The organism is Mycobacterium sp. 852014-52450_SCH5900713, from assembly GCF_001667075.1.
Taxonomy (GTDB): Bacteria; Actinomycetota; Actinomycetes; order Mycobacteriales; family Mycobacteriaceae; genus Mycobacterium.
Map to the genome: position 1 here is coordinate 134,547 of NZ_LZIL01000035.1, position 21,062 is coordinate 155,608.

The 21,062-nt window shown below is 63.7% G+C and carries 22 protein-coding genes; 8 read left to right on the forward strand and 14 right to left on the reverse strand.

From position 1 onward, the window contains the following. The first annotated feature begins 125 nt into the window (after positions 1–125). The 3 genes from A5773_RS10105 to A5773_RS10115 are packed head-to-tail and all read left to right on the forward strand — an operon-like array spanning position 126 to position 3,529. Positions 126–1,322 carry a cytochrome P450 gene (locus A5773_RS10105; protein ID WP_067790773.1) on the forward strand — a complete coding sequence of 399 codons (1,197 nt, stop codon included), beginning with the start codon at positions 126–128 and terminating at the stop codon, positions 1,320–1,322. Position 1,323: 1 nt separating this feature from the next. Further along, positions 1,324–2,388, forward strand: a complete 1,065-nt coding sequence (locus A5773_RS10110) for a spirocyclase AveC family protein (RefSeq protein WP_067790775.1) — start codon at positions 1,324–1,326, stop codon at positions 2,386–2,388. A 43-nt stretch (positions 2,389–2,431) separates the two neighbouring features. Continuing rightward, entirely contained in the window at positions 2,432–3,529 is a 1,098-nt protein-coding gene (locus A5773_RS10115; protein WP_197505826.1) for a dihydrodipicolinate reductase, read from the forward strand. Here the strand turns inward: A5773_RS10115 and A5773_RS10120 are convergent. Then, positions 3,526–4,347, reverse strand: coding sequence for a mycofactocin-coupled SDR family oxidoreductase (locus A5773_RS10120; RefSeq protein ID WP_066958582.1), 822 nt, complete (start codon positions 4,345–4,347; stop codon positions 3,526–3,528). The two genes, A5773_RS10115 and A5773_RS10120, sit on opposite strands and share 4 nt — an antisense overlap. Before the next feature lie 80 nt (positions 4,348–4,427). Between A5773_RS10120 and A5773_RS10125 the strand changes: the two genes are divergently transcribed. Further along, complete coding sequence (locus A5773_RS10125; protein WP_066958580.1) at positions 4,428–5,210, forward strand: SDR family NAD(P)-dependent oxidoreductase; 783 nt, start codon at positions 4,428–4,430, stop codon at positions 5,208–5,210. On the opposite strand, the gene A5773_RS10130 is transcribed toward A5773_RS10125, so the two are convergent. Further along, a complete protein-coding gene (locus A5773_RS10130) occupies positions 5,207–6,241 on the reverse strand; it encodes a dihydrodipicolinate reductase (RefSeq protein WP_082948177.1) in 1,035 nt (344 codons plus the stop codon). The genes A5773_RS10125 and A5773_RS10130 overlap by 4 nt on opposite strands. Positions 6,242–6,311: 70 nt before the next feature. After that, positions 6,312–7,100 carry an SDR family NAD(P)-dependent oxidoreductase gene (locus A5773_RS10135; protein WP_066958578.1) on the reverse strand — a complete coding sequence of 263 codons (789 nt, stop codon included), beginning with the start codon at positions 7,098–7,100 and terminating at the stop codon, positions 6,312–6,314. Positions 7,101–7,179: 79 nt separating this feature from the next. On the opposite strand from A5773_RS10135, the gene A5773_RS10140 reads away from it, so the two are divergent. Then, positions 7,180–7,614 carry a hypothetical protein gene (locus A5773_RS10140; protein WP_066958575.1) on the forward strand — a complete coding sequence of 145 codons (435 nt, stop codon included), beginning with the start codon at positions 7,180–7,182 and terminating at the stop codon, positions 7,612–7,614. A gap of 54 nt (positions 7,615–7,668) precedes the next feature. On the opposite strand, the gene A5773_RS10145 is transcribed toward A5773_RS10140, so the two are convergent. From A5773_RS10145 to A5773_RS10155, 3 genes are all read right to left on the reverse strand, one after another. Continuing rightward, positions 7,669–8,472 carry an SDR family NAD(P)-dependent oxidoreductase gene (locus A5773_RS10145; protein WP_066958573.1) on the reverse strand — a complete coding sequence of 268 codons (804 nt, stop codon included), beginning with the start codon at positions 8,470–8,472 and terminating at the stop codon, positions 7,669–7,671. 15 nt (positions 8,473–8,487) lie between these two features. Beyond that, positions 8,488–9,264, reverse strand: coding sequence for an SDR family oxidoreductase (locus tag A5773_RS10150; RefSeq protein WP_067261027.1), 777 nt, complete (start codon positions 9,262–9,264; stop codon positions 8,488–8,490). 89 nt (positions 9,265–9,353) lie between these two features. After that, positions 9,354–10,967 carry a class I adenylate-forming enzyme family protein gene (locus tag A5773_RS10155; RefSeq protein WP_067790780.1) on the reverse strand — a complete coding sequence of 538 codons (1,614 nt, stop codon included), beginning with the start codon at positions 10,965–10,967 and terminating at the stop codon, positions 9,354–9,356. A 127-nt stretch (positions 10,968–11,094) separates the two neighbouring features. On the opposite strand from A5773_RS10155, the gene A5773_RS10160 reads away from it, so the two are divergent. The 3 genes from A5773_RS10160 to A5773_RS10170 are packed head-to-tail and all read left to right on the forward strand — an operon-like array spanning position 11,095 to position 14,131. Continuing rightward, positions 11,095–11,625, forward strand: coding sequence for a nuclear transport factor 2 family protein (locus tag A5773_RS10160; protein WP_066958702.1), 531 nt, complete (start codon positions 11,095–11,097; stop codon positions 11,623–11,625). 44 nt (positions 11,626–11,669) lie between these two features. Then, positions 11,670–12,923 (forward strand): CaiB/BaiF CoA-transferase family protein, encoded by a 1,254-nt coding sequence (locus A5773_RS10165; protein WP_066958569.1) that lies wholly within the window; start codon positions 11,670–11,672, stop codon positions 12,921–12,923. Beyond that, positions 12,920–14,131, forward strand: a complete 1,212-nt coding sequence (locus A5773_RS10170) for a cytochrome P450 (RefSeq protein WP_232001826.1) — start codon at positions 12,920–12,922, stop codon at positions 14,129–14,131. Before A5773_RS10165 ends, A5773_RS10170 begins: the two co-directional genes overlap by 4 nt. 10 nt (positions 14,132–14,141) lie before the next feature. Here the strand turns inward: A5773_RS10170 and A5773_RS10175 are convergent, their stop codons facing one another. Genes A5773_RS10175 through A5773_RS10210 form a run of 8 tightly spaced genes read right to left on the reverse strand, consistent with a single transcriptional unit; the run spans position 14,142 to position 20,870 of the window. Beyond that, a complete protein-coding gene (locus A5773_RS10175) occupies positions 14,142–14,744 on the reverse strand; it encodes a TetR/AcrR family transcriptional regulator (protein WP_066958567.1) in 603 nt (200 codons plus the stop codon). A gap of 44 nt (positions 14,745–14,788) precedes the next feature. Further along, complete coding sequence (locus A5773_RS10180; RefSeq protein WP_066958565.1) at positions 14,789–15,958, reverse strand: lipid-transfer protein; 1,170 nt, start codon at positions 15,956–15,958, stop codon at positions 14,789–14,791. Next, a complete protein-coding gene (locus A5773_RS10185; RefSeq protein ID WP_066958562.1) occupies positions 15,955–16,407 on the reverse strand; it encodes a MaoC family dehydratase in 453 nt (150 codons plus the stop codon). The genes A5773_RS10180 and A5773_RS10185 overlap by 4 nt, the downstream gene beginning before the upstream one ends. Continuing rightward, positions 16,404–17,516, reverse strand: a complete 1,113-nt coding sequence (locus A5773_RS10190) for an acyl-CoA dehydrogenase family protein (RefSeq protein ID WP_066958559.1) — start codon at positions 17,514–17,516, stop codon at positions 16,404–16,406. Before A5773_RS10190 ends, A5773_RS10185 begins: the two co-directional genes overlap by 4 nt. A gap of 18 nt (positions 17,517–17,534) precedes the next feature. Beyond that, a complete protein-coding gene (locus tag A5773_RS10195; protein WP_066958558.1) occupies positions 17,535–17,948 on the reverse strand; it encodes a Zn-ribbon domain-containing OB-fold protein in 414 nt (137 codons plus the stop codon). Continuing rightward, positions 17,948–18,499: a MaoC family dehydratase N-terminal domain-containing protein gene (locus A5773_RS10200; protein ID WP_066958556.1), complete on the reverse strand. Its 552-nt coding sequence runs from the start codon at positions 18,497–18,499 to the stop codon at positions 17,948–17,950. The genes A5773_RS10195 and A5773_RS10200 overlap by 1 nt, the downstream gene beginning before the upstream one ends. Before the next feature lie 17 nt (positions 18,500–18,516). Continuing rightward, positions 18,517–19,698: an acyl-CoA dehydrogenase family protein gene (locus tag A5773_RS10205; RefSeq protein WP_066958554.1), complete on the reverse strand. Its 1,182-nt coding sequence runs from the start codon at positions 19,696–19,698 to the stop codon at positions 18,517–18,519. Further along, the gene (locus A5773_RS10210) at positions 19,698–20,870 is read right to left on the reverse strand and encodes a cytochrome P450 (protein WP_066958698.1); all 1,173 of its coding nucleotides are present in this window, start codon (positions 20,868–20,870) and stop codon (positions 19,698–19,700) included. Before A5773_RS10210 ends, A5773_RS10205 begins: the two co-directional genes overlap by 1 nt. Between the last annotated feature and the right edge of the window lie 192 nt (positions 20,871–21,062).

The following is a 21,062-nucleotide window of genomic DNA, read 5'->3' on the forward strand; positions in this document are numbered from 1 at the left end:
GACGGGTGCTGGTGGTCAAGTATCGACTCCCTTCGCGTCGCATCGCGGATCTCCAATGTATCGGCAGTGCTGTGTTCTTAAGGCAAAAACTCGTTCCGGCAGCCGATAACGCCTATTCTCATCCTGTGACATACAGGGTGAAGGTTGACCCGTACTACGACCCGTTCGACTTCGAGATCGATGACGACCCGTATCCCGTGTGGAAACAGCTGCGTGACGTCGCACCGCTCTACCACAACGACAAGTACGGCTTTTACGCGTTGAGCAGACACGCAGATGTCGCGCGCGAGCTGGTGAATTGGAATGACTACCGGTCCGGTAAAGGCACGACCATCGAAATCATCCTCAGCGGGGTCGAGGTGCCACCCGGGATCATCCTGTTCGAGGACCCGCCGATTCACGATTTGCACCGGCGATTGCTGTCAGGGGTGTTCACGCCGCGGCGGATGGCGGCAATCGAACCGCTGGCCAGGGAGTTTTGCCGGCGCGCGCTGGAGCCCCTCGCGGACGCCGACACATTCGACTTCATCGCCGACCTCGGCGCCTGGATGCCGATGCGCACGATCGGATTCCTGCTGGGCATACCTGAGGACAGGCAGGTCGCGATCCGGCGGCACACCGACCGGCTCCTCGAATTGAAAGACGGCGGGCTCGCCCAGGTGGCCGATGACATGCTGACGCGTCAGGGGTCGATGCTGCAGGAGTTCATCGACTGGCGCTACGACCACCCCTCCGATGATCTGATGACCGAACTGGTCAACGCCGAGGTCGAGGAACCGGACGGTAGCCGCAGGCGGTTGACACGTGCAGAGGTGCTGACCTACACGGGCACCGTCGTGGGCGCCGGCAACGAGACCACGACGAGGTTGATCGGCTTCGCCGGGCAGCTGTTGTCCGATCACCCCGACCAGCGCCGGGAGCTCGCAGCGGATTTCAGCCTCATTGCCGGGGCGGTCGAGGAAGTGCTGCGCTACGAGGCCCCGTCACCCGTGCAGGCGCGCCATGTCGCCCGTGACGTCGAACATTATGGGCAGACGGTTCCCGAAGGGTCGGTGATGTTACTACTCAACGGATCCGCGAACCGCGATGAACGCCAGTTCGCCGACGCCGATCGATTCGACATCCACCGGCGGGCGGCACATCTGTCCTTCGGACACGGCATCCACTTCTGCCTGGGTGCTGCGCTGGCGCGCGTTCAGGCACGCATCGCGCTTGAGGAAGTGCTCACCAGGTGGCCCGACTGGGAAGTCGACTACGACAACGCCAAGCGTGCGCACACCACCAGCGTTCGCGGCTGGGCGAACCTGCCGGTGCGGGTCTGACATGACGAACACTGTTGACAGCAGCCCCGACTCTCGCGCCACCGACGTGGCCAGGCCTCGGTTCTCGCGATGGCCGGCACGAGCTGGCTGGGGGCTGTTCATCGTCGCCTACCTGGTCTTTGCGGTCATCACCATCGCGACGATCCAAACCGGTCTGCACGGTGACCCGACCAGGACGAATCCGCATCCGGATCCTGCGCCCTATCCGCCGTTCCTCGGCTTCGACAACTGGCCACTCGCCGTGTCCATCAGCTCGATTCCGATGGCGGTCGGCTTGATCGCCACGCTGGTAGGGCTCTCCTATAGACAACGCAAGGTGCACTGGGCGGTCGTGATCGCCTTCGCCGGGTTGATCACTGGTGCGCTCGATCCGCTCGCCAACTGGGCAACCTTCGCGATCTTCGATCCGCGCATGTTGCATTTCCCGCTGACCTGGCCGTATGTCAACATTTCGCCGGATCTTGAACCGGCGTTGGCGTTCCTGGGCGGTTACGCCGCCTACTATCTGCTCACCGGACTCGCGATCTTGAAACTGCACAACCGCTTCGTCGCACCGTTGATCCCGCGCACGAGTTGGCTTGCGCACCATCGGCTTGTCGCGGTTTTCCTCGGTGCGGCCACCGTGGCAATTCCGATCAACGGCCTGGTGCAGTTCACCTGGATGAGGTGCGGCATCTTTTTCTACACGGAAGCGGTCGGCCCCGTGCTGCGCGTCGGGCATGTCCATTTCCCGCTGATCATGGCGGTGTACGACTCGTTCATCTTCGCGATGGTCGCGGTGATGTGCGTTCGCGACGAGGATGACGAACTGGTGCTGATCAGTCGCATCGCGCGATGGTTGCCGCCACGCCGAGGACGTCCGAAGCTGACGTTGACCCGACAGTTGCTGATCTCGGTGACCGCGGGGCTCGTCACTTTCGCGGTGCCGCTGGCTGTGCTCGCCGGCCTGCGGGCGGCGGGCGTGTCCGAGCCCGCCTACGACCAGAACCCTTATCCGAGTGTGAAGGTCTATGACCCGTACGGCCATCTGCAGAACGCGGGCAAGCCGGGGCCGTTCTACAGGTGATTCGCGCCAGGCCCAGCGCCGAACTGAAAGGGGCAGTGAAACATTGGCAACTGATGCTAAGCGCCACTACCGCGTGGCCCACATCGGTACGGGATTGACCGGCCGCGAGGCGTTGCGGGCAATCATCGACGATCCCGTGCTGGAACTGGTCGGCGTCAAGGTGTCGACACCGGAGAAGGTCGGGGTGGATGCGGGCCAACTCTGCGGGGCGGCGGATGTCGGTGTAGCGGCAACCGGCGACACATCAAAGGTCTTGGCGCTGGCCCCGGACTGTGTCGCGTACTGCGCGACGGCGGTCCGGCGCGAACAGGAAGTCATCGCAGACATCGTCACCTACCTCGAGGCGGGCATCAACGTGGTGACCTTCTCGACCATCCCGTTGGTCTATCCGGCCGCGGCGCCCACCGAATGGCGCGAGGCTCTGGAAAGCGCGGCGCGGAAAGGGAATTCAACCTTCTACGCGACCGGCAGTGAGCCGGGTTTCATCAGCCTGAACATCCCCACCGCTCTACTCGCTGGGGCAGGTCGGGTCGACTCGTATCGGATGGACGAGTACGCGCTCGATCTGGACAAGGCGTATCCGATCTGGGACGTCCTGCACGAGTCGATGGGCTTCGGGAAGCCCGACGGTCACGTGCCGGTTCGCATCGCCTCGGGAAAAGTGAACAAGGACTGGGAAACCGTCGTGCGCTACATCGCTGACATCCTCGGATTCGCGCTCGACCGGATCGAACTGGATTGGGAGAGGCTGCTTGCGCCGACGGATCTCGACACCGCGCTGGGTGTCATTCCCGAGGGGACGATTTGTGCCCACCGCTGGCAACTGGCCGGCGTGGTCGGCACGCGACCGGTTGTCGCCGTGCAATATTTCGCGACAGTCAGCAGCACGCCGTGGCCGGATCGCTGGCCGAAGCCCGCACGTGAGGGCGAGGGCGGAATGGTCTTTCGCCTGCACGGCAGTCCGAGTATGAGCGTGGAGTTGCATTTCGAGCAGTCGGCAACCGACCGGGTGAACCCAGGCGTCGCGGTCACGGCGATGGCCGCTGTCAACGCGATTCCGGACGTCGTCGACGCCGCGCCCGGTGTGATCGCTCAACCGCTGTCGGGACCTTCGATCGTAAGCCGGCAGTCGCGCACCTAGGTTCCGGTCACGCCGACGTCGACGGGAATGGCGGCAGCCGTGACGTACCGCGATTCGTCGGATGCCAGCCATGCCACTGCGCCGGCAACGTCTTCCGGCATCGTGACCGCGTTGGGAAGTAGCTGTTTGGAAAAGCCGTTGTGCAGAGCGGGGTTCGAGCTCGCGGCGTCCGCCATCGCCTCCAGCATTCGACCCGTGCCCATCGGGGTGGCGACCGATCCCGGATGAAGACTGTTTACCCGGATATTGTGCTTACCGAGTTCGGCTGCGAACGCGCGCGCGAGTCCGACGATTGCGTGCTTGCTGGCGGTATAGGCGATCATGAATGGCTCCATCGTCAACCCCGCAGCGGAGCCGATGAGAATGATCGACCCGCCCCGGCCGCCGTTGATGATGTGCCCTGCACCCGCCATGACGGTGTTCCACGTCCCGACCAGGTTCACGTCAACGACGTCTTGGAAGTCGCGGGCCGTGACCTGATCCCATGGTGCGGGCACACAGATGCCCGCATTGGCGACGATGACGTCGAGTCGTCCGAGCTCTGCGACAGCCTCCGTAACTGCCGTGCACATACCATCGTGGTCGCGTGTGTCAACGATTGCGGTGACGGCCCGTCGGCCGTTGGCTTTGACCAAATCCGCGGTCGCAGCCAGGTCCGCTGGCGTTGCGGAATCGTATGGGACGCACGTCGGGAGCGGGCCCGCGAGGTCGGTCAGGATCACATCGGCGCCGTCGGCGCTGAGCCGCTGCGCGTGGGCGCGCCCCTGGCCGCGCGCCGCGCCCGTGATGAGGGCGACCCGGTCGGTCAACTCGGCCACACGCGTACGCTACACCAGACGAGAATAAACATTAACGTTTATCGAGAATCGATGTTGCGATCAGTGGTAGCGTCCGGCCCATGGGTGTGCTCGACGGTCAGACCGCATTCATCCTCGGCGCATCGGGGGGGATAGCCCAAGCGAGTGCAAAGCTATTGGCCCTCGATGGGGCCGCGCTGTATCTGCTGGGCAGGTCCCAGTCCCGGCTCGAAGCCGTCCAAGAGGGCATTCTCGCTGTCGCGCCCAATGCTGAAATCGTGCTACAAGAAGGCGATCCGGAGGACGAGAACACTGTCAGACAGGCTGCGCAGTCGGCCTACGACGTGAAGAAGCGGCTGAACATCGTGATCGGCACCGTGGCCAGCGGGGGTACGGGCCCACTCGTCGAACAGGATCTCGCGACCTTCACCGACTTCGTTATGGGTAACCTCCGATCGAACTTCCTCGCGATGCGCTATTCGGTACCGCTGATGATGGACGGCGGCTCGATCGTGTTCATCTCGTCGACGTCGTCCAAGATCCCGATGGAGGGGCTCGGGCACTATTCGGCGGGCAAGGCCGCGCTTGAGATGCTCATCCGAGTCGCCGCATCGGAATTCGGGTCGCGCGGTATTCGCGTCAATGCGGTGCGGCCGGGGCTGACCGAAGCTGCTACCACGCAGGGCTATATCCATCTCGAGGAGCTGACGCGCAGCTTCCTCGAACGTGTCCCGTTGGGACGGCTCGGGGTTTCGGACGACATCGCCCCGGGGGTGCGCTACTTGGCCGGACCCGAATCCAGCTGGATGACCGGGCAGAGTTTCGCCATCGACGGCGGCAACGAGGTCCGCGGAGCGCCGCGCGGACCCATGTTCACCGTCTAGCCGACGTCGATGGCGTTGCGCGGCGCGGTGATCGGCAGATCGAGCGAAGTCGCGATTCCCGGGGCGGCATCGACGACGTAGGGAATGGCGTTGACGACGCGCATGGCAGTCGCCTCCATTGCGTTGTCGTTGGCCGACTCCGGCGTGTCCTCGGTGCCGAGCCTTAGGTCGCACTGAATATGAGGTTGGCCGTCGATGATGAGGCGGTATGTGCCGTTGGGTGCCGTCGCCCACTCCGGCGCCAGGTCGGGAGCCATGCGGTTGATGTGTTCGATGGTTATCACCGGCCGACTGTTGACCACGCCGGTGGTTTCAGAGCGGACGGCGCCAACCGTCCCGGCGGGAATGATCCCGCACGCTACGTGGAGATCACGCGGGGTGATCACGCGTTCGTAGGACTCGGTGACCTCGTCGAGTTCGACCCCGAGCGCCTTGGCGACCAAGCCGATGGGTGGGCCCCAGGCGAACTGCTGGGCACCCTCGAGTTCAAGCAGCGGAGTGAAGTCGAGCGGCTTGCCGAATCCCATGGCGGTGACCATTAGGTCCTGATTCGGATAAGCCGAGTAGTCGAAGATCTCCTGCGCGCGAATAGACCGGATCGTGTTCGACAGCGTTGTCAGTAACACCGCGAACTGGTCACCGGCGAAGCCCGGCTCGATACCCGAGGTGTAGATGGTCACCCCGCCCGATAAGGCCGCCTCGCGCACCTGGCTGGCGAGCTCGGGAATCCATCTGTCGGGAAACATCATTCCGGGCGTGTTGGTCGTGACGACGTTGAGCCCGCCGCCGAGCAGACGCACGTAGTCGCGCACCGCGGCCGCATCCATCTCGGCACTGGCTGCACCGTATACGACGCAATCGGGCCTTAGCGCGATGATGTCGTCGAGATTGTTGGTGGTGGTAATGCCAATCTTGCCTAATGCGACGATCTCGCCGACGTCGCGACCGGTCTTTTCCGCGCTGTGCACCCACACCCCGACCAGCTCGAGGTGCCGGCGCCGCACGATAGCGCGTATCGCCAGGCTGCTGATCCAACCGGTGGAGATGACGGCAACGCGTAAAGGCTTGGTGGTCATTGCCATTGCTCCTACTCGCATTCGATCACAGATCGGGAATGGGCAGTTCCGAGTTCGGACCCTGCAGGCCCCCGTCGACGACGAACACCGAGTTGGTGGCGTAACAGTCGCGTGTCGACAGATACAGCGTCAGTCGGCCGAGGTCGGCGACATCGCCGATGCGGTGCAGGGGAGTGAGCTGCTTCAACTTCTCCTCGGACCCCGGGAGCAGGTCGAAACTCGATTGCAGCCCTGTCGTCATGAACGCACCCAGGGCGATGGCGTTAACCCGGATCTTGGGCGCGAGTTCCTGTGCCATCGCTCTGGTGAGTGCCTCGAGGCCGCCTTTGGCTACGCAGTAGGGCAATAGTCCGCGAATGCCGAACCGCCCTGCCCCCGAGGAGATGTTGACGATGGAACCCCGGCCCAGTGCAAGCATGTGCGGGACGACGAGTTGGCTCATGATGAACGCCGACGTGACGCAGTAGTCGAAGGTGTTGCGAAGGTCGTCATCGCCAAGGCTGAGGAACGGGCCGTAGGTCGCGAAGCCGACATTGTTCACCAGGATGTCGATTCGGCCGAACTCGTCGATAGCGGTTTGCACCGCGCGCTCGCTGTCCGCGCGGACCAGTGCGTCCGCCGTCACCGCGAGTCCGTTGCCGCCCGCGGCCTTGATGTCCTTGATCGTCGACTCGATTTCGGACGACGTCCGTGCCGTCCCGACCACCGTCGCGCCCGCCTCGGCGAGCACTTTGGCAATCCCTTCACCGACGCCACGCCCGGCGCCGGTCACGATCGCCACCTGCCCGTCTAATTCGAACTGTTCCAGCGCCACATTGGGAACCTACCCGAGCGAGAATTATAATTCCCGAAAAATGAGAATTTGGCTTTCGAAAACGGCTTAGAGTGCCGGCATGACTCAGCCAACCGCGCTGCTGCACCACGTGGTGTTTGCAATCGGGCTCGAACGTCTCGACCAGGCTACCGATTACCTGACCGCTATCGGGTTCTGCTTCCACGCGTTCGACCACGAGGAGCTGCGTCTTGCCATCAGGCTCGATTGGGATCGCGGGTTCGAACTGATATCGCCCCTGGCCGACGCGCCGACCGACGCGGGTAGCGCGGCCGACTTCCTCGCCCGTAACGGTGACGGACTGTTCTCCGTGGTCGTGCGAACCGCCGACTGCGATGCGGCCGAGCACAGCGCGAGGCGGTACGGTGCCACCGCCGATTTTCGCCAGCATGTCGAGGGCGACGGCTTCGAGGTCACCGAAGTGAAATTTCAACCGCTGTTCGGAATCCCTTTGACGCTGCTGGAGACCAACCTGCCGGACGGCCCTTCGACCTGACTGCCGAGTGGCCACTTAACGCTCAACGGTCAACTGAGAAGCGCTTACCGAGAGTCAGATGAAGTCTGATCCGCCGTCGACGTTGACGGTGGCCCCCGTTACGTAGCCATTCCGCCGCGAGGCCAGATACGCAGTGACTGAAGCAACTTCTTCGGGCAAGCCAGCGCGCCCGATGTCACTTGGATGACCGTAGGTCCTTTCGACCCACGTCATGACATGCTTTGGATCTGAGGAGTCCAGACCTTCTGCGGCGAGCGCATCGCGCAGGATCTCGGTGAAACTGGCGGTCACGATAGTGCCGGGGCACACACAGTTGACCAGTATGCCCTCGGCGCCAAGGCTTTTAGATAGGTTCTTGGTGAAGCTCGACAGCGCCGATTTGGTGGCCGTGTAGGCGACCAGGCGAGCGCTCTGGCGCTGAATCGAGTGCGCCGAGAGCGTGACGATGCGGGCCCAATCGGCCGACCGCAACATCGGCAGTGCGGCCCGCACCGAGCGCACCGCGGAGAGCGTACCGAGATCGAATGCAGCGTGCCAGTCGTCGTCGTCGAGATCTTCGAACGCACCCGCATTCGGGCCGACGGTGTGCACCAACACATTCAGGCAGTCCCAGGCAAGGCTGATCGAATTGAATGCCGCTGTGATCGACTCGGCATCCGACATGTCGACGCTGATCGTCAGAACTTCGGGAGCACCGGCACGGCGAATTTTCCTTGCGGCCGAGTCCAACGCAGCCGGGCCGCGTGCCATGATCGCCACCGAAGCGCCTTCTGCCCCGAGACTCTCGGCGATCGCCAGCCCCATGCCCTTGCTGCCCCCGGTGACCACCGCCGTTGCCCCGTTGAAGCCCAGGTCCATTCGTGCTCCTTTCCATCAGCTGTCGGTCAGAGCCGGCTGGCGCTTGATGATTCGGGGGGCGAGGTGCACTATCTCGCTGATCACCGTGGGGTAGGCGCGTGAAATGGCGATGAGGGAAAGCATGGCGTTGGCCACGTCTTCGACCGTGGACATCTCGTCGGGAATCTGCCCTTCGTGCGCCCAGGCCCGGTATAAGTGGGCCAGCAGGTCGCGATCGGCTCCGCGGAGGATCTCGGTGTCACAAGTGGGGCCGACACTGACCCGGATCACGGCGAGATCGGGATGCTCGGCTCGCCACGACCGCAGGATCTCGTCGAGCGCCGCCTTGCTCGCGTGGTAGGCAGCCACACCTGCGCGAGGCCGCCCGACGTCGTGGCTCGACGCGACGATGACCACGGCGTCGTCGGCCAAATGCGGAAGTACCGCGCGCAGTACGTGGGAGGCGCCGACGGCATTGACGGCGTACGCATGCAGCCAAGTCTCCACCTCAGTCTCTTCGATCAGGGCGAACGGCACCACGGCGCTGGTGAAAACGACCGCATCGAGCTTGCCGAATTTGGCCACAACGTCACCGACGACGGATTCGATGGCGCGGGGGTTGGACACGTCGAGCTCGTGCGCCGATCCGTGCAGTTGGCCGGCCAGTTCCGCGAGGCGGTCCAGCCGCCGCGCGGCGAGCGCCACGCTGGCGCCCCGGGAATGGGCGGCAACGGCCAATGCCTGTCCGATGCCCGAGGATGCCCCGATGACCAGCATCCGTGCCCCTGCAATGCTGGAGTTCCGGTCGCTCATGAATCGCTCCCTTGGTGGCCGTGGTCGAGGCAATTCTCGCATGTGAGAATGCGGATTCTCCTACAGGGGCGGTTGGAACCAATTGACGCTCAGCTGCGCACCAGTAATCCGCTGAGCTGCTGCGCCAGCTCCACCTTCTTGATCTTTCCGGTCGCGGTGAACGGAAGATTCTGCTTTGACGTAACCCAGATCAACTTCGGCACCTTGTATGCCGAGAGTCGGCCTCTCAGTTGCATCCGCAATGACTCGCCGTCTAGCGTCGAATCACCCCGCGGCACCACCGCCGCCGCGACCACGGTTCCGTCATCGGGGCTCTCGACGCCGACCACATACGCTTCGAGCACGCCCTCGCAGTCGGCAAGTGCCAGTTCCACTTCGCTCGGTGTGACGTTGGTTCCGCCACCCGTCTTGATCAGATCGCCCAACCGGCCGGTGAATTTGATCCAGCCGTCGTCATACTCGACTCCGCAATCACCGGTCCGGTAGTACCCGTTCGCGGTGAACACGTCCTCGCGCTCACGCTTGTAGAGGCGCTGCATCAACGAGTAGCCGCGAACCCAGATCTCACCACTCGTCCCGATCGGGACCGGTACACCGGTCTCGGGATCGACGAGGATGTGGCTGAGACCCTCGATCGAGAAGCCTCCGGTCTCGGCGCGATCGGGAGGCTGCGGCGGATACGGATCGACTCCGAGGTGATTTCCGCACAGTTCGGTCATGCCAAGGGCACTCGGTCCCTTCGGTCGCCGATCCGGCGGCACCATCGCGGGCAGGCTGGTCCGCTGCACCGAACTCAGGTCGCGCCGGGCGAAATCGGGGTGCTCGGACAACGACTTGCCCTGCTGTGGCCAACCCAGCACGGTGGTCGCGCGGTACCGCTCCATCAATGCCAACGCCTCGGCTGCATCGAACGCCGGCTGAGTGACAAGCGTGGCGCCATGATGAATCACGGCCAGCAATCCGGTGATCAACCCTCCCACCCAGAAGAACGGCATCGCGGTGAACAAGACGGTGTCGGCGATGACGCCGTATTGGGCGGTCAGGTTATAACTGTGGCGAACCAACGTGCCCTGGGTGTGCACAGGGGCCTTGGGGTCACCGGTGCTGCCCGAGGTGTAAATGATCATCGCCTCGTCGGCGGGGGTTACGCAGGACTCGACATCGAGAAGGAAATCGGCATCGATGCCCGCCGGTAGTTCCTTGTCTTCGAATGCCGTCGCCCAGGACCGATCACACGGTCCCCACACCCCGATCGTGCGCAGAAAAGGTATCTTGCGCAGGAGGATGCGGCCCGGTTCACGCTGTTGCGCGAGACCCGGTAACGCCTCCTCGAGCCGCTCGACGAAATCGTGGTTGCGAAAGGCCGACCATGCCAAGACCGCTTTCAGGTCGGCGTGACGGGCCGTCCAGGCCAATTCGGACGCCTTGTAGAACGTGTTGAGTGGAACAGCGACGGCACCGATCCGGGTGGCCGCGAACCAGGCGAGCGCCCATTCCACGCTGTTGGGCATCAGAATCCCGACGTGGTCGCCCTTTCCGATGCCCTCGGCGAGCAGCGTCATCGCCAATCGCGACGATCGCATGTCGAGATCGGCGTACGTCAGCACCTGCCCGTCGGCGATGAGGAACGGCTTGTCGCCGAAACTCGCCGCGCACGATCTCACCAGTCGCGGGATCGTGGGGATGATGGTCGGGAAGGGCATGGTGGTCGGGATCCTCGTGGGATGTTCATTGGGCCTCAACAGGATAGTTCCCTTTTCGTCAAACGAGAAAACCGGTTCTCGGGAATGCCATTGTCGAACTACACTGCAAACCATGGCGCCGGACCGTCTGGATCGGATCGAGTCCAGTTTGGCGATCAGTCAGCTGCCGAGCCGCTATGCCATGGCGCTGGACGCCCGCGACGTGGACGCGTTGGTGGCGCTTTTCGTCGACGATGTCGACGCGGGCACGCAGGGTCGCGGCCGGAATGCGTTGCAGCGCTGGTATGACCGGGTTCTGCGGCGGTTTTACCGCAGCATCCACCTGATCTGCGGGCACGAGTTCGACTTCATCGACGCTGATCATGCGACGGGATCGGTGTACTGTCGCGCGGAGCACGAGGACGGCGACGGGTGGTACGTGATCACGATGCGCTACGACGACGTGTACGAACGACGTGACGGTCGGTGGTACTTCGTCAAGAGGCGTGAGCATCCGTGGTACTCCGTGGACGTGACCGAACGGCCCGGGCCGGAGTTCATCCGGTGGCCGACGGACGTACCGCTTCGCGCGGCCATGCCGCAGCGGATGCCGAGTTGGCGAGCGTTCTGGGAGCACGGAGATCCCGAGCAACCCGGGCGGCTCTCGCGCCGGCCGTAGCCCGTTTACAATGCAAAGCGAAAGTGACATTCTCATTTACGTAAATGACAGTTATCTCAAGGTGGGAGGGCGTCATTTCCGACGACGACAAGGTGCTCCGCGGAGTTCGTGTGCTGGAGGTCGCCGCGTGGACGTTCGTGCCCTCGGCCGGCGCGGTACTCGCAGAATGGGGCGCAGAAGTCATAAAGGTCGAGCCGCGTGACGGCGGTGATCCGCAGCGCGGCCTGGTCACGATGGGGATCGTCGACGCGGGCGGCGGCTCGATCAACTACATGATCGAAATCCCGAACCGGGGAAAGAAATCCATCGGGGTGGATCTGAGCACGCCGGGCGGCCAGGAAGTGGTGCGCGAACTGGCCAGAACCAGCGATGTGTTCTTGACCAGTTACCTGCCGGAGCGTCGCAAGAAGCTCGGCATCGACGTCGAGGACATCAGAGCGGCCAACCCGAGCATCGTTTATGTGCGGGGATCGGGACACGGGCCGAAGGGGCCAGATGCCGACAAGCCTGGCTATGACGGTGTGTCCTACTGGGCGCGGGGGGGAATCGCCACTGTTCTCACCGAGGATGCCGATGAGTTGGTGCGCTCGCGACCTGCGTTCGGCGACCTGCTCGGAGGGATGACGATCGCGGGAGGGATCGCCGCAGCGCTCTACAAAAAGGCAACGACCGGGAAAGGCTCGGTGGTCGACGTTTCCCTTCTCGGGTTGGCCGCATGGAACCTCAGCCCCGACGTCGCGGTGAGCCAAATACATGGTGGTAGCGCCATTCCCAAATACGGGCACGCCGATTCACCCAACCCGCTGGTGGCGACCTACCGGACGAAAGACGGTCGTTACGTGCAGCTGATGATGCTGCAGCTCGACAAGTTCTACGCCGAGGCGATGCGGGTTATCGGCCTTCCCGAGTTGGTGGACGATCCGCGATTCGCCGATCCCGCATCGCGGTTCGAGAACCGAGTCAGTCTGGTCGCGCTGCTCGACGAGGCGTTTGCCAAGCGCACGCTGGCCGAATGGCGCGAGGCTCTGGCGGTGCTCTCGGGGGCCTGGGGAATCGTGCAGACGCCGGCCGAGCTTTGTCAGGATCCCGCCGTCGTCGCGAACGGCTACGTCGCACACACCCGAACAGTCAACGGCGTGCCATTCTCACTGCCCGTCAACCCCGTTCAATTCGACGAACAGGCGGTCATCCCGCCAGGCGCACCCGAGCACGGCCAGCACACCGAGGAAGTGCTGATGGATGCCGGCATCGACTGGGACATGATCACGAAGTACAAGGAATCCGGGGCGATCGTGTGAGCTCAGCGATCTCCGTCGAATTCGACCCGTTCTCAACCGAATTCTTCAACGGGGCTTATGACACCTATCGACGGCTTCGCGACGAGGCGCCCATCTACTACAGCGCGAAGTGGGATTTCTGGGCGCTCACCCGGTACGAGGATGTAGCACCCGCGACGAAAGACCACGAAACGTTTTCATCGGCCAAGGGTGCGACACTGGACATGGTCAAGGCCCATGACGACGCCATCCCGGTGCCCAAGGTGATCATCTCCATGGACCCACCCGAGCACCAGAAGATGCGCAGGCTGGTCAGCAATGTGTTCACTCCGCGGGCGATTTCCGCGTTGGAAGACATGGTGCGCGACAAGGTTTATGAGCGCATCGAGGCGTTGAATCCCGCCGCCTTCGACGTCGTCGCCGACTTCTCGGCCCTGTTCCCCAACGAGGTCATCACGGCGATGCTCGGCGTGCCGAAGCAGGACCGCGATCAGATCCGCGTCTGGCTGGATTTGCTTCTAGAGCGCCATCCCGGCGAGATCGCCACCACCAAGCGGGGATACCAGGCGTCGGTGAACACGGGCCTGTATTACTACGACCTGGTGCAGCAGCGTCGGGCCCACCCCGAAGACGATATGATCAGCCGTTTGATCGAGACGGAGATCGAACGTGACGGCGTGGTGGAGAAGCTGACCGACGTCGACATCACCGGCTTCGCAACCATGCTCGGCGGGGCGGGCGCCGAAACGGTCACCAAACTGGTAGGCAACGCGATGGTCGCTTTCGCAGACTTTCCCGACCAGTGGCGCAAGCTTCGCGACGACCGAAGCAAGATCCCCGCCGCGGTGGAGGAGCTGCTGCGCTACGAGGCTCCCTCGCAATATCAGGTTCGGACCGCCACGCGCGACGTGACGTATTACGGGACAACGATCCCGGCCGGCGGTGCGGTCATACTAGTCACGGGTTCGGCGACACGTGACGAGCGAATGTTCGATGATCCCGACCGGTTGGACATCGATCGAGAGCGCAAGATGGGCTTCAACCTCGCGTTCGGCTACGGCATACACAGTTGCCTCGGTGCGGCACTGGCCCGCATGGAGAGCCGCATCGCACTTGACGCGCTGTTGGACCTGCTTCCCGAGTACGAAGTCGACCGCGACGGGCTGCAGCGCGTGGCAATGGCGAATGTCTGTGGCTGGTCAAATGTTCCGGTGCGCAGGGTTGGCTAGGGCCAGACGTTTAGCGCCGTCGCCCGTGGCCGTCGACGAACCCATTGACGACATAGGTCCTCACGAATTCGGCGACCGCGTCGTCGTCACGCATGTCGATCGTTGGCGACGGAGTCGTGAACAGCGAGAACAGGATCCGTGCGAACCATTCGGTCGCAGTGGGGATGTCGAGATCATTTCGGACCTCGCCGGTGAGCCTGGCGGCGGATACGTAGGGCGCCAGGAATTCCGTGCATTCCTTCAGAAGCATGGCCGCGTTCTTCGTCATCATCAGGCTGACTTCCGCCTCGTCGAAGTACGCCTCCGGCTCGACGACCCTGCGTGCCTGGGTGACGAACACGGCGGCCTCCACGAGCCGACCCTCCAGGGTGCTACCGCCGCGACGGTCGATCGCCTTGGCCATGTTGCGGTAGAACCGCTGCGAAGCCGCCTCGGCGCAGGCCTCGACGATTGTCTCCTTGTCCCGGAAGTATTCGTAGAAAGTGCTGCGGGACACATCGGCGGCCCGCGCGATATCGACGATGGTCGTCTTCGCCAGGCTCTGGGTCCGAAAGCACGCGAAGGCCGCCGCGATGATGGCAGCGCGGGTGTCGGTCGCGGTTGCCTGCGTCATGGAGGCCCCTTTCTAGCTGCCTCTGAGAGTAGCGGTGCTGCGGCTCACCTGTCGGGCGCGAGGATCAGTCCGCTGGTCGGGACGCCGGTGCCCGAGGTGACCAGCACGTGTTCGACGTGATCGACCTGGTTGTGGGACGTGCCGCGTACCTGTCGCACTCCCTCCGTGATCCCGTTCATCCCGTGGATGTAGGCCTCGCCCAGCAGGCCGCCGTTGGTGTTGATCGGCATCCGCCCGCCCAGTGAAAGCTCGTCGATCGATACGAAATCTTTGGCCTCGCCCCGCCCGCAAAATCCGAGTTCCTCGAGTTGGGTGAACACAAACGGAGTGAAGTGGTCGTAGAGGAACGCCGTCGATATGTCATTCGGTTTCAGTCCGGAGTCACGCCACAGCTTGTTGCCGACCACCCCCATTTCGGGTAGCCCGGTAATCTCTTCGCGGTAGTAACTCGTCATCACCTCGCCGTCGTAGGCCGCGCCTTGGGCGGCCGCGGTGATGACGGCGGGCGGCTTGGGCAGATCCCGCGCCCGCTCGACGCTGGTCACCACCATCGCGACGCCGCCGTCACTTTCCTGGCAGCAATCCAGCAGGCGCAGCACCGGTTCGATGATCCAGCGTGACTCCTGGTGCTGCTCAAGGGATATCGGCTTGCCAAAAAACCAGGCATCCGGATTGTTGGCGGCGTGTTTGCGATCGATGACGGAGATTTTGCCGAAATCGGCGTTGGTGACCCCGTAGGTCGACATGTACCGCTGAGCGTGCAAGGCGACCCATGCGGCCGGCGTGATGAACGCGAATGGCGCGTAGGGAGCCATCCACAACGGGGTCACACCGGGTTGGCGTCCAGCGCCGCCGAACCGGAAGCCGGAGCGCTCGTTGAACGCTCGGTAGCACACCACCGCCTCGGCTGCGCCGGTCGCGACGGCCATGGCAGCTTGCATCACGGTGCCCGCCGCCGCTCCGCCGCCGTGCGGCACCCTGGTGAAGAACGTGAGGTTCTCGATGCCGACGTTGCGGGCGACTTCGATCTCCTCGTTCTCGTCGACGGTGAACGTCACCATGCCGTCGATATCGCGGGGCCGCAGGCCGGCATCGTCGATCGCCGTCTTGACTGCCTCGCAGGCGAGCTGCATTTCGGTGCGACCGGACGCCTTGGAGAACTCGGTCTGGCCGATACCGGCGAGGGCCGTTTTCCCGCCGATGCCGCCGCTCATACATCGACCCCGTCGAGCAGGCTCAGCTTCGCCGTGCCGGAGACATGGGTACCGAGGCTGTTGGTGCCCGTGAAGGTGACCTCGACCAAGCCCTCGCCGTTGGCCGGCGACTTGTCGGTGACGCTGCCTTCGAAGTGCAGCGGATCGTTCGGGTAGGCGGGCACACCGAGGCGAATGGACAGCCTTTTGACCATCGCCTCCGGTCCGGCCCAGTCGTGCAAAAACTTCACGCATAGCCCGTTGGTGGTCAGGATGTTGAGGAAGATGTCCTTGGAGCCTTGGGAATTGGCGAAGTCGCGATCATGGTGCACCGGCATGTAGTCACGCGAGGCGATGGCGCCGGCGACGATCAGCGTGGTGGTCACGGGCACGTCCATCGGTGTGACCTCGTCACCGACATTGATGGTGTTCCACGCCAGAGTCGTGGTGCGCCTGATGGTGGAGGTCATTTGCCGCTTCCTTCCGGGTATGCGTTGCCGAGCCGGGCCAGTTGCTGCGAGGCCGAGCCGAGTGCGAGTTCGTTCTGTTTGGCCCAAAGGAAATAACGGAATAACGGGTAGGTGATGTCGATTCCCATGCCGCCGTGCACCTGCTGGGCCGAGGCGGCGACCCGGGCGCCTGCCTCGGCGGCCCAGAACTTGGCGATGGCGGCCTCCCGATTGGCCGGTCGTCCTTGGGCGATCAACCATGCCGCGTGCCATGTGGTCCACCGGATGGCTTCGACGTCAATGAAAGCGTCGGCGAGGCGCTGCTGGACGGCCTGGAAGGATCCAATGGGGCGGCCGAACTGTTCACGCTCGCTGGTGTACGCGGCCGCTAGTTTCAAAGCCCTTTCCACAACGCCGATTTGGATCGCGCACAGGCCGACGAGGGCCCGGGTGTAGAGCGAGTCGACGATGTCCCCGTCGTCATGCTCGGTGAGCCGTTGGCCGGTCGCGCCGGTCAAACCGATATCGGCGTGGGGTTCACCGTTGGTGGTGGGGACCGGTGTGATTCTCACGCTATCGGTTCCGGTGTCGACGATGAATAGCCCCGGACCGTCCTCGGTCTGGGCCGACACAATTACGGCCGATGCAAGTTGCGCCGCGGGCACCAGCTCCTTCTCACCGTCGAGCCGCCACGTGTCGCCGTCGAGTCGTGCGGTGGTACGCGGTGCGGTCGGAGAGGAGTTGCCCGGCTCGACGAGCGCCGCGGTGAGGATCGTGCTGCCGTCGACCACGCCGGGTAGATACCTTTGCTGCAAAGCGGAATCACCGTGTCGCGCAATGGTGTCCGCGCCCAGAACGAGTGTGGCGTAGACAGGTACGGGCGCGACACTGAATCCGACCTCGCTGAGCAGCACGCCCAATTCCAGGAATCCGCCGCAGCTCCCGCCCGCGGATTCGGGTAGTGCGATGCCGAGTAGGTCGGCGGCCGCGAGTTCGTTCCACAGTCCCGCGTCGTAGCGCACGTCGCCGGACTCCAGTTCGGTCAGATGCTCGGGCGTGGCGCGGTGCTCGAACAGCTGACGCGCCACTTTACCGACGGTCTCTTGTTCCTCGGTGAAAGTGAAATCCATTAGTCCAACCGCCTTCGGTCAGCCGGCCGGCCGGAATTGGTGCAGCACCAACTCGTCGCCGCTCGGCAAGGCTTCGAAGGTCTCGTAAAAGACCTCGACGGGCATCCCGACCTCGATGGCGGCGGGTTCGATGCCGCAGAGGTTCGAGACGACGCGTACGCCCTCGTCGAGCTCGATGAGCGCCACAACGTACGGGTACTGCAGGAATGGCAGTGGCGGATAGTGCGGCATCACGAAGCTGTACACCGTGCCGCGACCCGACGCCACGACGTAGTTCCATTTCAGTGACTGGCACTTGCCGCACATCGGCCGTGGCGGAACACGTAACGTCTGGCAGTTTGCGCAGCGCTGGATGCGAAGTTCGTTGTCTTTCAAGCCCGACCAGAAGAATTCGGTGTCCGGGCTGATGGAAGGGGCGAGTCTGCTGGCCATCAGCTTCCCGTCTTGAATCGCAGGGTGCGGAACCACTGACGTCCGATGATGTCGCCGTCTTGATCGCGGTAGGTGGTCACCCAGGTGACGAAGAAGCCGTTGCCCATCGCGGTCTCCTTTTCGTCAGAGATCGAGTCAAAGACCGTCTCGGCGGTGATCTGGTCTCCGACCCGGGGATAGCGTTCGATCTCGAACTCGGAGTTCGTCGCGATGATGCCGGTGTAGCCGGCGTCGGACAGGAACTGCAGCGGGTTGCTCTTGATCTCGATCGGCACACCGCCGCGCTCGAGAATCCCCGCCAGTTTCGGCGGTGGCATCGTCCAGCTCTGCAGCATCACCGGCGACGAGACCAAGCCGCCGTATCGAGAGTTCTGCGCGAACTCCTCATCGAGGTACGCCGGGTTCATGTCGTCCAACGCGTGCGCCCAGTGCCGGATCATTGCGGTGTTCACCGGATCTGGCGCGTGAGCGGGTCTGCCGACCCCGTCGGTGGGTGTGCCGATCAACGCGTCGAGGTGCTGGCGCAGTTCGTCTTTGGTCAATTCGGTCATAGGTGTCGACACTCCTTTCAGGAGGCTCGCATGTCGCGGGGTGCGCGCGGCATCCCGAGGCCGGCCATGGCGATGATGTCGCGCTGCAGTTCGTTGGCGCCGCCGCCGAATGTGTTGATGACGGCGAATCGGTAGGCACTCTCCAGCTCGCCCTCGAGGGGAGCCGACGCCTCCTTGCGCAGGCCCGCCTGGCCCACAACGTCGAGCAGCTCGCGGGCCACCTGCTGGGTGAGCTCGGTACCGAAAACCTTTGCGGCCGACGCCTCGCCCATGCCGAGCGCACCGGAGCTCATGTTGGTGTTCACCTGTAAGTTGAGCAGCCGGTAGGCCGCGACCTGTGCCTCCACTCGCGCCAATGCCTGTTGCACCCACGGCTGGTCGATGACGAACCCGTCGTCGAGCTCAGTCGTCTTGGCCCACTCCAGCGTCTTGGCGAACAGTGGCTCCAGCGCACCGAGATTGCCCAGTGCCGCACGCTCGAGATTCAGCTGATTGGTGACCAGCTTCCAGCCCTGGTTCTCGCCGAGGACGATGGCGCTCTCGGGTACGCGCACATCGTCGTAGAAGGTGTAGTAGGTCGAGACGCCAGGCATAGTGCGCAGTGGTTTCCAGGAGAAGCCCGGGGAGTCGGTGGGCACGATGAATACCGTGATGCCCTTGTGCTTCTTGGCTTCTGGATCGGTGCGGGCGGCCAGCCAGATGTAGTCGGCGAACTCCGCGCCGCTGGTGAACATCTTGGAGCCGTTGATCACGAACTCGTCGCCGTCACGCACGGCGCTGGTCCGCAATGAGGCCAGATCACTACCGGCCCCCGGCTCCGAGTAGCCGATCGCGAAGTCGACGGAGCCATTGAGGATCGCGGGAAGGAACTTACGCTTCTGCTCCTCGGTTCCGTACTGGATGAGAGTAGGACCGACAGTGTTGAGGGTGACAAACGGCAGAGGTGCATGCACCCGCCGCGCCTCCTCGCCGAAGATGTACTGCTCGAGCGCAGTCAGTCCGCTGCCGCCGTACTCGACCGGCCATGCGACGCCGAGCAACCCGGCCTCGCCGAGCGCGCGGCGCGCCTCGGTGACTGCGGCGCCGCCCTCCATCTGTCCGGTGACTGCGGCGCGTCTCTCGGGCGTCATCACCTTCTCAAGGCGCTTCCGGTAGTCCTTGCGAAGCTGTTCCTGTTCGGGGGTGTAGTCGAAATCCATCAGACGCCCGCTCCCATCCGTACCGGCATGCGCTTGACGCCCGGCACCATCGTGGCGCGCAGCCGCGTCACATCGCCGGTCAGTTCGATGCTCGGATAGGCGCCCAGCAACACCTCGAACATCACCCTCGCCTCCAGCCGTGCCAGTTGCGCGCCGAGACACGCGTGTTCGCCGGCGCCGAATGCTATGTGGGGATTGGGGTTCCGGGTGATATCGAATTCCTCGCTGGTTGGGCCGAAGATCTCCTCGTCGCGGTTAGCCGCCCCGTAGAGCATGACCACCGTTTCACCCGCCTTGATCTGTTGGCCACGGATCTCGACGTCCTCGGTGGCTTCGCGTGCCATGTGGGTCACCGGGCTGGTGAACCGCAGCATCTCTTCGACTGCCAGCGGCAGAAGCTCGGGCTTCGAGCGAAGCAGCGCGAACTGATCGGGATGGTCCACCAGCGCCAGTGTGCCCAGCGCGATGAGGTTGCGTGTCGTCTCGTTGCCCGCCACCAGCAGCAGAAAGGAGAAGTTGAGTAGGTCCGCATCGGTGAGGCGCTCGCCGTCCACCTCGGCCGCTGCCAAAATGGACAGCAGGTCGTCCTGCCCGGTGACCTTGCCAGAGCGCCGCGCGTCGATCAGTTTGGTGAAGTACTCGTACAGCTCGCCGAGTGCGACCAGGTTGTCCATCTCGATATCGGGATCGGCGGTACCCACCGCCGCGTCCGACCATGTGCGGAACCGCTCCCAGTCCTCGGGCGGTGCGCCGAGCATCTCCGCAATCATCCGGGTCGGCAGCGGCGCGGCAATCTGCTCGGCGAACTCATAGTCCTGTGATGGGTCGACATCGTCGAGAATGCCCTTGACGATCTCACGCACCTTGGGTTCCAGCAAACTGACTTGCCGCCGGGTGAAACCAGAGTTGATCAGCTTGCGCAGCTGCCGGTGCCGTGGCGGATCGGTGAAGATCAGGTTCCCCTCCTGCACCGGGCTGGGCATCGCGGGATCCGGGATCGAGATGCCCTTCGTCGACGTGAAGGTCATCGGGTGGCCGGAGACGTGGCGGATGTCCTCGTACTTCGTCAGGGCCCAGAACTTGGTGACGTCGTTCCAGACCACCGGCGTGCTATTGCGCAGTTCGCGATAGCCCGGGTACGGATCGCCGGCGTAGTAGTCCGGAGAGTGCAGTGGCAACGTGGACGTCGGTCTGGAGGTGGAGTCAGTGGGCACTGCTGGCCTTCCTCGACACACGGGGGATCGGACAGTTAATTCGGATATGTCCGGTAATGCTGTGTCTACAGCACAGGTGTCGCCGATGTCAATCGCCATTCGCCCCGCTAAACGCCGAGAACATTGACGCCCGTGCATCATCAGGTGTAC

Bases quoted from the DNA above. Each gene is read 5' to 3' on its own strand.
- A5773_RS10175 (WP_066958567.1), bottom strand. From the start codon at position 14,744: ATGACGCAGGCAACCGCGACCGACACCCGCGCTGCCATCATCGCGGCG.
- A5773_RS10150 (WP_067261027.1), bottom strand. From the start codon at position 9,264: ATGAGCGACCGGAACTCCAGCATTGCAGGGGCACGGATGCTGGTCATC.
- A5773_RS10195 (WP_066958558.1), bottom strand. From the start codon at position 17,948: ATGGCCAGCAGACTCGCCCCTTCCATCAGCCCGGACACCGAATTCTTC.
- A5773_RS10165 (WP_066958569.1), top strand. From the start codon at position 11,670: ATGACAGTTATCTCAAGGTGGGAGGGCGTCATTTCCGACGACGACAAG.
- A5773_RS10110 (WP_067790775.1), top strand. From the start codon at position 1,324: ATGACGAACACTGTTGACAGCAGCCCCGACTCTCGCGCCACCGACGTG.
- A5773_RS10185 (WP_066958562.1), bottom strand. From the start codon at position 16,407: ATGACCTCCACCATCAGGCGCACCACGACTCTGGCGTGGAACACCATC.
- A5773_RS10180 (WP_066958565.1), bottom strand. From the start codon at position 15,958: ATGAGCGGCGGCATCGGCGGGAAAACGGCCCTCGCCGGTATCGGCCAG.
- A5773_RS10155 (WP_067790780.1), bottom strand. From the start codon at position 10,967: ATGCCCTTCCCGACCATCATCCCCACGATCCCGCGACTGGTGAGATCG.
- A5773_RS10205 (WP_066958554.1), bottom strand. From the start codon at position 19,698: ATGGATTTCGACTACACCCCCGAACAGGAACAGCTTCGCAAGGACTAC.
- A5773_RS10190 (WP_066958559.1), bottom strand. From the start codon at position 17,516: ATGGATTTCACTTTCACCGAGGAACAAGAGACCGTCGGTAAAGTGGCG.
- A5773_RS10125 (WP_066958580.1), top strand. From the start codon at position 4,428: ATGGGTGTGCTCGACGGTCAGACCGCATTCATCCTCGGCGCATCGGGG.
- A5773_RS10200 (WP_066958556.1), bottom strand. From the start codon at position 18,499: ATGACCGAATTGACCAAAGACGAACTGCGCCAGCACCTCGACGCGTTG.
- A5773_RS10145 (WP_066958573.1), bottom strand. From the start codon at position 8,472: ATGGACCTGGGCTTCAACGGGGCAACGGCGGTGGTCACCGGGGGCAGC.
- A5773_RS10140 (WP_066958575.1), top strand. From the start codon at position 7,180: ATGACTCAGCCAACCGCGCTGCTGCACCACGTGGTGTTTGCAATCGGG.